Here is an 11,657-nt window from a genome sequence, read left to right as displayed (position 1 = left end):
CCCGTACAACCAGTACGAGGACGTGGGGGCGGCACCACGATGCACCCGTCTGACCGTCGAAATACGGGGCAAAGGTTGCCGGTCGCGGCACTGGGGTTCGTGCTGCTGGTCGCGCAGATGATCCCCGGGATCATCATGGCGCTCGGCTTCTACGGCATCTACGTCAGCCTCGGCATCACGAACACGGTGTGGGGCCTGATCTTCGCGGACTCGACGGTCGCCGTGCCGTTCGCGGTGCTGATCCTCACCTCGTTCATCGCCGCGGTGCCCGACGAGCTGCTGCAGGCCGCCCGGATCGACGGTGCGGGACCGTGGCGCACGTTCGTCTCGATCGTGCTGCCCGCGAGCCGCAACGGCGTGGTCACCGCGGCGCTGTTCTCGTTCCTGTGGGCGTGGTCTGACTTCGTCTTCGCCGCGACGCTCGACTCCGGCGGCGCGCTGAAACCGCTCACCCTCGGCATCTACCGCTACATCGGCAACAACAACCAGGAGTGGAACTCGATCATGGCCACCGCGGTGGTCGCGTCGGTGCCCGCGTCCGTGCTGCTCGTGGTGGCCCAGCGCTACGTCGCCGCCGGAGTGACCTCCGGCGCCGTGAAGGACTGAGAGGAACGCCCGTGGCAACCGAGTTCTCCGTGCGCGAGATCCCCTTCAGCCGGTTCGGCGCCTGGTTCGGCCTGTCCCCGGTGGTCGGCCTCGCCTCCTACGCCGAGGACGTGCACCTCGTCTCGCACCGCAACGGCATGCACCCCGTCCTGTCGCTCGTGCCCGAGCTGGACGGTGACCGCACACCGGTCGAGGTGACCGCCACCCCGGCCGCGCTCACCTGGCAGACCGGTGACCGGCGCGTCACGGCGGTGTTCTCGTCACCCGACACGCTGCGGATCTCCGGCGCCGGACTGGGGATGCGGCTGCGGTCCGCCCAACCGACGCTGACCCCGTTCACCGGCACGTACTTCTTCGCCGACCCGGCCGGGGGAGTCGTGCTCACCTCCTACGAGACCGGTCACCGCTACCGCCTGACCGTCCTTTCCGGACAGTCGAGCCAGGCCGGTGACCAGGAGCTCGGGACCGCGGAACGCGCGGTCGTCCTCAGCGAGGACGAACCCTGGGAGCTGCTGGTGGAGGAGATCGGCACCACGCGGAGGTTCTCCCCGCCCAGCAGGGGTTTCGACGACGACCTGAAAGCCGCGCGGGAGGAGTTCGCGGGCTTCGCCGACGCCGTGGCACCGTGGCGGGACGACCGCACCCCGGCCGCCGAGCTCGCCGCCTACGTCCTCTGGTCGGCCACCGTGCGGCCCGCCGGGTTCGTCGGCCGGCCCGCGGTGCTGATGTCCAAGCACTGGATGGACAAGGTGTGGAGCTGGGACCACTGCTTCACCGCGCTGGCACTGGCCCCCGGCGCGCCCGAGCTCGCCTGGGAGCAGTTCCAGGTGGTGTTCGACCACCAGGACCCCGAAGGCGCGCTGCCGGACTCGATCACCCACTCGGAGGTGCTCCGCAACTTCGTCAAGCCGCCGATCCACGGGTGGGCGCTTTCCCTGCTGCGTCGGCGCCTTCCGCGCCTGCCGGACCCCGAGCGGACGTACCGGCAGCTCAGCGCGTGGACCTCGTTCTGGCTGGACCACCGGACGGCACCGGGCAGCCGGCTGCCGCACTACGAGCACGGCAACGACAGCGGCTGGGACAACTCCACGGTGTTCCGCGAGGAACGCCTCGTGCGCTCACCCGATCTCGCCGCTTTCCTGGTGCTGCAGATGAAGGAGCTCGGCGTGCTGGCCGCCGAGACGGGTGACACGTCCGCCCGCTGGGGTGAGCGGGCGGACGCGCTGCTGGCCGCGCTGGTCGAGGAGCTGTGGCAGGGCAACTGCTTCGTCAGCCAGGGCGTGACGAGCGGGGTGAAACGACGTGGCGCGAGCCTGCTCGACCTGATGCCCGTCGTGCTGGGCGAGCACCTGCCGCGCGAGATCTTCGACGACCTGTGCCACGGCGTCGCCGCGCACCTCACCTCGGTCGGGCTGGCCACCGAGCTGCCGAGCTCGCCGTTCTACGAGCCGGACGGCTACTGGCGGGGGCCGGTGTGGGCCCCCGCCACCGTGCTGATCGAGGACGGTCTGCGCCGCGGCGGCGCGGTGGAGCTGGCGGGGGAGGTGAGCGCGCGGTTCCGGGCCACCTGTGAGAAGTCCGGTTTCGCCGAGAACTTCGACGCGCTCACCGGGCAGGGCCTGCGCGACCGTGCTTACACGTGGACGGCAGGCGCCTACCTCTACCTCGCCGGGCGAGCCTGAGCGGTCACGGGACCAGGCTCCACTGCTGGTTGCCGCCACCCGTGCAGCTCCACAGCTGCAGCTTCGTGCCGTTCGCCACGGCCGCACCGCTGGCGTCGAGGCACAGCCCCGACTGCACGCCGGTGATGGTGCCGTTGGCGTTGAGGTTCCACTGCTGGTTGGTGCCGCCGTTGCAGTCCCAGATCACGGTCGCGGTTCCGTTGGTCGTTCCGGCACCGTAGGCGTCCAGGCACTTGTTGCCGTACACCACCAGCTGCTTGTTGGAGGCGTTGTAGGTCCAGCGCTGGTTGGTGTTGCCGTTGCAGTCCCACAGCTGGGCTTGCGTGCCGTTGGTCGTGGACGCGCCGTTGATGTCCATGCACCGGTTCGACTGCTGACCGACCACCTTGACGTTCTGGGCGTTCTGCACGCCGGCCGCCGCCATCACGGTCTGCGCACCGCTCGGCCAGTTGCCGTTGCTGACGAAGACGGTGCCCGTGACGGTGTTGCCCGACGTGCCGTTGGTGATGTCGGCACCGTTGTGGTCGGACCAGTTGTCGGTCAGCGTCAGGTCGCCGGTGTGGTTGTTGCTGTTGGCGTTCGCGTGCGCCCAGTTCCAGCCGCCCTGGTAGACGTTGTTCGTCACCGAGACGTAGCGCGAGCCCTCGTCGAAGTACATGTCGAAGCCGCGGTTCATGGTCTTGAAGTAGTTCTGCTTGAGAACCGTGCCGGGGCTCGCGGACAGCATGTAGAAGCCGCCGCCGTCGGACATGGTCGTCATCGTGTCGTGGATGTAGTTGCCGATGACCAGGTTGTTCTTCGCGGTCGTCGGCGTGGTGTAGAGCGGCTGGTAGTTGTAGGTGCCGCGGTTCTGGTACTCCTGGCTGCCGCCGGGGTCGTTGATGCCCCAGCCGTAGCCGAGGTTCAGGCCCGAGTAGGGCATGTTGTAGATCTCGTTGTGCGAGATGGTCGCGTTCGTGACGTAGGTGACCAGGACGGCGACGTGGCTGCGGTACTCGACTGCGACGTCGTGGACCTTGTTGTTGCTGAGGGTGACGTTCTGGACCGTCATCCGGCTGTCGCCCGGGTGGTGCGCGTCGGCCCGCATGCCGCCGACCACGATGCCACCGGCCGAGATCTGCTCGAACGTGCTGCCGGTGACCGTCACGTTGTTCACGCCGAGACCGACGCCGGTGGTGTGCCCGTTGGCGTCGTTGCCGATACCGATGCCGACCTGGCCGAGGTTCGAGAACTTGCTGCCGCTGAAGGTGATCGAGTTGGCCGCGGACACCTGGACCGCCGCGGGCATCTGGCTGAAACCGGGCCGGGTCGACTCGAACTGGCTGCAGCCCGAGCCGCAGCTGCTGAACGCGTTGGACGGCCTGGTGCTCCACCCGCCCTTGATGTAGCCGCCGGTCTGCTGGTCCGCGTAGCCCTCGTTCGTGCTCGGCTGCAGCCAGCTCGTGTACGAGAACTGCAGGCCGGAGAACGAGATGTTGTGGGCCGGCGAGTCGTAGGTCCCGCCGACGTTCACCAACGACTGCAGCCTGGGCAGCTCCACGTCGGCGTTGGCGATGCTCTGCCCGGCCAGCGGCTTGTAGTACAGCGTGCCGGTGGCCGTGTCGAGGTACCACTCGCCCTCGGCGTCGAGGAACTCCCTGGCGTTCGCCAGCCAGAACCCGGCCTGGTTGAACGGGTTCTGCACGGTGTCCCAGCCCCAGGTGTTGTTGTCCCAGGCGGGCTGCTGCATCGTGATCGTGTTGCCGGAGATCGACTGCACCGGCGTGAACCGGTCGGTGAACGAGTTGGCCGACTCCAGCTCGACCCGGCTGGAGTTGCCCAGGTTGTTCAGGTACGACAACGAGCTGCTGGTGAAGGTCATGCCGGTGGAGCTCAACGTGAAGTCGGACCGGTTGATCGCCGTGCGGGCACGGGTCGCGATCTTGCCGTCGACGTAGAGCTGCCGGGCGTCGAACCCGGTGCCGACGCCGGCCTTCCAGATGTTCTGCGCGGCGTTGTCCTGCGTCCAGCCGGTCACCTTCTGCCCGCCGGAGATGATCGCGCCCGGTGAGCCCTGCCAGATCACGGTGTTGCCGTTGGTGCCGGAGTCGGCGGCGGTGAAGGTGAGCGGCGAGCTCAACGTGTACGTGCCGGCCGCGAGCTGCACGACGACGTCGCCGGTCATGTTCGGCGCGATCGCGCGCACCGCGGTCTGGGCCTGGGTGATCGAACACGGCTGGGCGGACGAACAGGCCGTGCCGGAACCGGTCGGCGAGGCGTAGACGGTGGTCATCACCGCGGCTGTGGCCGGTGTCGACAGCACCGAGGCACTGCCGGCCGCGAGCAGCAGTGCTGCGGCGGATCGGGCGAGAACGTGCGACACGTTGCGCTCCTAACGGATGAACGTCGTTGGTTTTCCGGGTGCGCCGACGTACCGGCCGAGCTTCGGCCGGGTGCGGTCGGGGGTTGGGACGCCTGTCGGAGGTGGGCCGGGCATTAGGCGTAACGGCGTGCCGCAGAAACATAAGATGTATTACGTATGACGTCAATCGTTGACTCGCCGGTAACAACGGGCGAGCCTGCGCGCGCTCGTTGTCGATGAAGGGAACCTTCCTCCACGTGAGGTGGAGGAAGGTTCCCTTCATCGACGAAGCAGGCGCCTTAGATGGTGGCGGGGGCCGTGGTTCCGCGCGGCACGTAACGCGCGGTCGGGGACCAGCGCGGGGCGACGGGCACGCCGTCGATGCGTTCGAGCACGGACTCCGCCACCACCACGCCGAACTGGTGCACGTCGACGCTCATCGTGGTGAGTGCGGGGGAGGCGAGCCGGCACAGGGTGGAGTCGTCCCACGCCACGAGGCTCAGCCGGTCCGGTACGGCGACGCCGAGCTCGGCCGCCGCGGCGAGGCCGGCGACGGCCATGACGTCGTTGTCGTAGAGGATCGCGGTGGGCGGCTGGGGCGCGCGCAGCAGTGCCGCGGTCAGCTTCGCGCCCGCCTCCTCGGAGTAGTCGCCCTCGACGATCGTCGGTTCGACACCGGCGGTGGAGCACCCGGACAGCAGCGCGGCCGTGCGGGCGCGGGTGTGCAGCAGTGCGCTGGGGCCGGTGACCCGCGCGATGCGGCGGTGGCCCAGGTCGAGCAGGTGACCGAGGGCGGCGGCGACCGGACCGGCGTGGTCGGTGCGGACCTCGGGCAGGTCCGGTGCGCCCGCCTCGCCGACCACCACCGCCGGAAAACCCAGCTCCCGCAACACGTCCGGACGCGGGTCGTCGGCCGTGGGGTTGACCACGACGATCGCGTCGACGAGCCCGCGTGCCGCCCAGCGGCGGTACGCGGCTATCTCGGCGTCGTGGTCGGCCACGACGTGCAGCAGCACCGACAGGTCGCGTTCGGCGAGGCGTTCCTCGATGCCCGCGATGAACTCCATGAAGAACGGTTCCACGCCGAGCAGCCGTGCCGGTCTCGCCAGCACGAGCCCGATCGCGCCCGTCGACTCCACGGTCACGGCCGTCCCAGGTCGTTGGCACAGCGCAACACCAGCGGATCGGTGAACGCGGCGGGGTCCACAGTGGCCTGAGTGCGGACGTGGAACCGGCGCGACTCACCCGCGAGCAACGGCACCAGCAGGTCGTCGACCACCGCGTCCGGCGCGACCCGGTCGGCCAGGATCGCCACGTCCTGCGCGAACGACTCGGCGCGCACCTCCACCACGTACCCGTCCGGCACGGCTTCCGCCTGCGCCACCAGGGGAGCGGGGTGGTAGGACAGCTCGCGGTCGGCCAGGAACGGCAGCACCGCGCGTGCCTCGGCGGTGGTCGCCACCAGCACCTCCGCGTCCTCGTGCTCCGGTTCGAGCAACGGTGCGTCCAGCCGCAGTTCCAGCACCGACCGGGGCGGCACCGTCCGCCGCAGTCTAGTCAGGTGCAGCGTGACCCCGCGGAACGACTGCCGGTCGAGCGTGATGTGCGTGTCCCACGGTTCGTCGTGGTCGTTCACCGCGATGAGCACGAACCGGCCGTCGCGCGGCTGGAAGGTCAGGATCCGGGGCGCGAACGCGTGCCGCAGCCCGTACCAGAGCGGCTTCAGCCGTTCGTCGCCGTCGATCGCGGCCCACGACGTGACCGGCCAGCAGTCGTTGAGCTGCCAGACGACCGCCCCGGCGGTGCGCGGCCACCACGAGCGGAAGTGCTCGATACCGAACCGGATCGCGCGCGCCTGGTTGAGCTGCGTCGTCCAGTGCCAGTCGGAGAACCGTTCCGGGACGGGCAGGTGCGCCGCCAGGCCGCGGTCGAGCTTGCCGTTGCCGTCCTCGGCCTTCTGGTGCGTCAGGAAGCTCGGCGAGGCCGGGGTGAGCGGCTCGTCGTGGATCCACCGGGTGAGCGTGGCCCAGGTCGGCGGTCCCTGGAAGCCGAACTCCGAGCAGAACCGGGGCACCTGGTCGCGGTAGTGGGTGTAGTCGACCCGGTTCCAGACCTCCCACTCGTGCCGGGTGCCGTGGTTCTCGTCGTTGGGGTGCAGCCCGGGCTCGGGGCTGTACGGGCTGCTGGGGCAGTAGAACCGGGTCGGGTCGAGCTCGGCCACGATCCGCGGCAGCAGGTCGGTGTAGTAGTCGAGGCCCCACGTCCTGCCTTCGAGCTGCCACGGCCAGCCCCAGTCGGCGAACCCCCAGATGTTCTCGTTGCTGCCGTTCCACAGCGCGAGCGACGGGTGGGACATCAGCCGGGTGACGTTCTCGCGGGCCTCGGCTTCGAGCTCGCTCCGCAGCGGCTCCTCCTCCGGGTAGGCGGCGCAGGCGAGCAGGAAGTCCTGCCACACCAGCACACCCCGTTCGTCGCAGAGGTCGTAGAAGTCGTCGGACTCGTAGATCCCGCCGCCCCACACGCGCAGCAGGTTCACGTGCGCGCCCAACGCCTGGTCGACGCGGCGCGCGAGCCGGTCGCGGGTGATCCTGGTGAGGAAGTGGTCGTCGGGGATCCAGTTGGCGCCCTTGATGAACACCGGTTTCCGGTTGACCATCACGGTGAACGGCGTGCCGATCTCGTCCGGTGTGGTGTCGACGGTGATCGTGCGGAACCCGATCCGCTTCGCGACCCGGTCGATCTCCGTGCCCGACGCCGAGAGCAGCACGACTTCCAGGTCGTACAGCGGCTGCGCGCCGTGCCCTGCGGGCCACCAGAGCTGGGCACCGGGAACCGCGACGCGCGCCACGAGAGACCGTTGCGCCGCAGGAAGAACGATCGTGCGTCCACCGACCGAGACCTGCAGTGCGAGGTCCTGCGGACGGTCGTTCGCCCACTCGATGTCCGCGTGCAGCTCGACCAGACCGGTGCCGTCCTCGGCGACGGTCACGACCGGCCGGGTCGCGGCGATCCGCGCGGTGTGCCAGCGTTCCAACCGGACCGGCCGCCAGATGCCCGCGGTCTGCAGGTCGGGTCCCCAGTCCCAGCCGAAGCTGCACGCCATCTTGCGGATCATGTTGAACGGGTGGGCGTTGACGTGCGCACGCGGGCCGAGCGCGGCCTCGGCCTTCTCGGCGTGCGTGAGGGCAGACGAGAACGAGACCGTGAGGTCGTTGTCCCCGTTGGTGACCAGCTCGCGGACGTCGAAGCGGTAGCTGCGGTGCATGTTGACGGTGTTGCCGAGCAGTGTGCCGTTGAGCTCGACCGCCGCTACCGTGTCCAGGCCGTCGAACACGAGGTCGACCCGTTCGTCCGGTTCCGCCCGCCACGCGGGGAAAGTCGTGCGGTAGCACCAGTCCGCGCGGTGCATCCAGGCCAGCTCGGTCTCGGCCCGGTCCAGGAACGGGTCGGGGATCAGCCCGGCGGCCAGCAGGTCGAGGTGGGTGCTGCCGGGCACGGTCGCGGCCACCGTCCGGCCCCTGACGTGGTCGGGGACCTCGGTGGTCGGCGCGGTCAGCTGCCAGCCGTCGTGCAGGTACTGGCGGATCATCAGGTCAGGCCTCCTGGACCGAAACGGGCCTCGGGACGGGGTGCGGCCGCGGCGAGCCGCCGGGTGTAGGGATCCGCCGGACGCACGAGCACCTCGTCGGCCGGTCCGCGCTCGACGATCCGGCCCTGGTGCATCACGAGGACCTCGTCGGAGAAGTGCCGTGCGGTGGCGAGGTCGTGCGTGATGTAGAGGACGGCGAGGTTCTCCTCCTGCTGCAGGCGGGAGAGCAGCTTGAGCACGCCGAGCCGGATCGAGACGTCCAGCATGGACACCGGCTCGTCGGCGACGATCACCTTGGCGCCCGGTGCGAGCGCGCGGGCGATCGCGACCCGCTGCCGTTGCCCGCCGGACAGCTCGTGCGGCCGCCTGCGCGCGAAGTCCGGCGTCAGGCTCACCCGTTCCAGCAGCCTGATGACTTCTGCTGCCGTGTCCGCACGCGAGTGGCCGTGCAGCCGCAACGGCCGGGCGAGGTGGTGTTCGACGGTGTGGAACGGGTTGAGCGAGGCGAACGGGTCCTGGAAGATCATCTGCACGTGGTCGCGGTAGGCCCGGCGCGGCACCGGCTCACCGTCCGGCCCGGCCAGCAGGATCTCCCCGGAGGTGGGCCGGACCAGGTGGGCGATCATCCTGGCGACCGTCGACTTGCCCGAACCGGAGGCGCCGACCAGCGCCACCGTCCGGCCGGCCGTGAGCGTGAACGAGACGCCGTCCACCGCGCGCAGCTTGCGGAACGACTTGGTCAGGTCGCGGACTTCGAGGGTGGTCACCTGGTCAGCGCTCCCGCCTCGCCGGTCAGGCTGGGGAACGAGGCCAGCAGCTGACGCGTGTAGGGGTGCTGCGGCCGCAGGTAGATCTCCTCGGCGGTCGCGTGCTCCACGACCTCGCCGTCGCGCATCACGGCGATCCGGTCGCTCAGTTCGAGCAGCAGCGGCAGGTCGTGGGTGATGAAGATGACGGCGAACCCCAGCTCGTCGCGCAAACGCTTGATCTCGTTCAGGATCTCGCGCTGCACCAGGACGTCGAGCGCCGTGGTGGGTTCGTCCATGATCATGACCTGTGGGTCGAGCAGCAGTGCCATGGCGATCATGACCCGCTGCCGCATGCCGCCGGACAGCTCGTGCGGGTAGGCGCCCAGCCGGACCGGGTCGACGCCGACCAGCCGCAACACCTCCGCACAGCGCGCGTTGCGGTCCAAAGTGGACATGTCTGGCCGGTGGGTGCGCAGCACGTCCTGCAGCTGCGCCCGGATCGGCGTGACCGGGTTCAGCGAGTTCATGGCTCCCTGGAACACCATCGAGAGCTTGACCCAGCGGAACTCCCTGAGCTTCTCCGGTCCCAGCGCCAGCACGTCGACGTCGGAGAACCGGACGGAACCGGACGTCACCTCCGCCGGTGGCCGGTGCAGGCGGTTGATCGCGTACGCGAGCGTGGTCTTGCCGCAACCGGACTCGCCGGCCAGGCCCAGGATCTCGCCGCGCCGCAACGTCAGCGACACGTCCTTCACGGCGTGCACCGGTGTCGCGGCCTGGTACACGACGTTGAGGTTCCTGACGGTCAGCACGGCGCCCGGCTCGGCAGGGGCGATCTCGGCGTCGATGGCCACCACGTCCCGCTCGCGCCGCGCACGATCGCGCAGCCGCGGGTTGACGATCTCGTCGATGCTGAAGTTGATCAACGCCAGTGCGCCGCCGAACAGGGCGATCACCAGTCCGGGCGGGACGAACCACCACCACGCTTCCCGTTGCAGCGCGAAACCGTTCTGCGCGTAGTAGAGCATCGTGCCGAGCGTCGACGAGTTGGCCGCGCCGAGCCCGAGGAACGACAGCCCGGCCTCGCTGAGGATCGCCAGCACGACGGCGAACACGAACTGGGAGGCGAGGACCGGCAGCAGGTTCGGCAGGATCTCCACGCAGATCACCCGCCAGGTCCGCTCGCCGGACACCCGTGCCGCCGCCACGTAGTCCCGATTGCGCAACGACAACGTTTGCGCGCGCAGCACGCGGGCCGCCGCCGCCCAGCCGGTGATCGCCAGCACGAGCGCGATCGTCCACGTGCCGCGCCGGTCGGCCGGGACGAACCCGGCGACCACGATGACCAGCGGCAGCCCCGGGATCACCAGCATCACGTTGGAGAACAACGAGAACGCCTCGTCGACCACCCCGCCCGCGTACGCGCCGGCGATGCCGAAGATGCCGGACAGCACGGTCGCCATGACCCCGACGAGCACGCCGATCCACAGCGAGCCGCGGGTGGCGTGCGCGAGCTGGGCGAGGACGTCCTGGCCGGTCAGCGTCGTGCCGAGGAGGTGCTCACCGCCCGGCGCCGTGAGGCCGACGTCCCTGATCGTCGCCGGGTCGCCGGTGAGCAGCGGGCCGAGGAGTCCGAAGAGGACGATGAACCCGGCGAGGCCGAGGCCCGCGCCGAGCTTGCCGGAGAAGGTCATGACACCGTGCTCCGATCCCTCGTGCGGGCGTCGATCAGCCCGTACAGCAGGTCCACGACCAGGTTCGCGCCGAGCACGGCGATCGTGATCACCAGGAAGATGCCCTGCATGAGCGCGTAGTCGTTGTTCTGCACGGCTTGCAGCAGCTTCGAGCCGATGCCGGGGTAGGAGAACACCTGCTCGGTGACGATCGACCCGGACACCACGAACCCGAGCGAGATCGCGAACCCGGCGACCGACGGCAGCACCGCGTTGCGGGCCGCGTACCGGACCATGATCCGGCTGTCGGTCAGGCCCTTCGCCCTGGCGGTCAGCACGTAGTCCTCCGACATCGCCGACACCATCATGTTGCGCATGCCCAGCAGCCACCCGCCGATCGACGAGATGACGATCGTCAGCGCGGGCAGGGCGCCGTGGTAGAGCGCGGAACCGATGAACTCCGCGCTCCAGCCCGGATCCAGCACCACGTCGTAACCGCCGTTGAGCGGGAACCAGCCCAGCCCCGACGACAGCACCGCGACCAGGATGAGCGCCAGCCAGAAGTACGGCACCGCCGACAGCACGGTGGTCGCGGGCACCAGCGCGTCGAGCCACGTGCCGCGCTTCCAGCCCACGACCGCGCCGAGCCCGACGCCGAGCAGGAACGACAGCAGCGTCGCGAGCCCGACCAGCACGACCGTCCACGGCAGCGCGTCGCCGATCACGTCCGACACCTTCGCCGGGAACGCGCTGACCGAGATGCCGAGGTCACCGCGCGCCAGGTTGCCCAGGTAGGCGAAGTACTCGTGCAGCACCGAGTCGCGCCCGCCGGTGCCGAGCAGCGTCTCGTAGGCCTTGCGGGCGCCGGGGTCGACCGTCCCGCCGCGCTGCTGGAGCTTGGCCATCAGGATGTCCACCGGGTTGCCCGGCATCATCCGCGGCACCACGAAGTTCAGCGTCACCGCCGCCCACAGCGCCACCAGGTAGAAGGCGAGCTTGCGCAGGTGGTAGCCCACC

General features: G+C 69.7%; 8 protein-coding genes. 2 read left to right on the top strand and 6 right to left on the bottom strand.

What is annotated here, in order from left to right:
* Positions 1 to 606: carbohydrate ABC transporter permease (locus tag ABZV40_RS38965; RefSeq protein WP_355453864.1), on the top strand; the 606-nt coding region annotated here is incomplete at its 5' end.
* A gap of 11 nt (positions 607 to 617) precedes the next feature.
* The gene (locus ABZV40_RS38960; protein WP_355453861.1) at positions 618 to 2,288 is read left to right on the top strand and encodes a trehalase family glycosidase; all 1,671 of its coding nucleotides are present in this window, start codon (positions 618 to 620) and stop codon (positions 2,286 to 2,288) included.
* Positions 2,289 to 2,292: 4 nt separating this feature from the next.
* On the opposite strand, the gene ABZV40_RS38955 is transcribed toward ABZV40_RS38960, so the two are convergent.
* The 6 genes from ABZV40_RS38955 to ABZV40_RS38930 all read right to left on the bottom strand — a co-directional run bounded on the left by ABZV40_RS38955 (position 2,293) and on the right by ABZV40_RS38930 (position 11,656).
* The gene (locus tag ABZV40_RS38955; RefSeq protein ID WP_355453858.1) at positions 2,293 to 4,650 is read right to left on the bottom strand and encodes a ricin-type beta-trefoil lectin domain protein; all 2,358 of its coding nucleotides are present in this window, start codon (positions 4,648 to 4,650) and stop codon (positions 2,293 to 2,295) included.
* A gap of 278 nt (positions 4,651 to 4,928) precedes the next feature.
* Positions 4,929 to 5,774 (bottom strand): substrate-binding domain-containing protein, encoded by an 846-nt coding sequence (locus ABZV40_RS38950; RefSeq protein WP_355453855.1) that lies wholly within the window; start codon positions 5,772 to 5,774, stop codon positions 4,929 to 4,931.
* On the bottom strand, positions 5,771 to 8,218 hold the full coding sequence (locus ABZV40_RS38945) for a glycoside hydrolase family 2 protein (RefSeq protein WP_355453852.1): 2,448 nt from the start codon (positions 8,216 to 8,218) through the stop codon (positions 5,771 to 5,773). Before ABZV40_RS38945 ends, ABZV40_RS38950 begins: the two co-directional genes overlap by 4 nt.
* Positions 8,218 to 8,985 (bottom strand): dipeptide/oligopeptide/nickel ABC transporter ATP-binding protein, encoded by a 768-nt coding sequence (locus ABZV40_RS38940; protein WP_355453849.1) that lies wholly within the window; start codon positions 8,983 to 8,985, stop codon positions 8,218 to 8,220. Before ABZV40_RS38940 ends, ABZV40_RS38945 begins: the two co-directional genes overlap by 1 nt.
* Positions 8,982 to 10,661, bottom strand: a complete 1,680-nt coding sequence (locus ABZV40_RS38935) for a dipeptide/oligopeptide/nickel ABC transporter permease/ATP-binding protein (protein WP_355453846.1) — start codon at positions 10,659 to 10,661, stop codon at positions 8,982 to 8,984. The genes ABZV40_RS38940 and ABZV40_RS38935 overlap by 4 nt, the downstream gene beginning before the upstream one ends.
* A complete protein-coding gene (locus ABZV40_RS38930; RefSeq protein ID WP_355453843.1) occupies positions 10,658 to 11,656 on the bottom strand; it encodes an ABC transporter permease in 999 nt (332 codons plus the stop codon). Before ABZV40_RS38930 ends, ABZV40_RS38935 begins: the two co-directional genes overlap by 4 nt.
* Between the last annotated feature and the right edge of the window lies 1 nt (position 11,657).

Origin of the sequence: Lentzea sp. NPDC004782 (genome assembly GCF_040609115.1) — a bacterium.
Lineage (GTDB): Bacteria > Actinomycetota > Actinomycetes > Mycobacteriales > Pseudonocardiaceae > Lentzea.
This window is presented reverse-complemented; position numbering and strand designations above follow the sequence as displayed.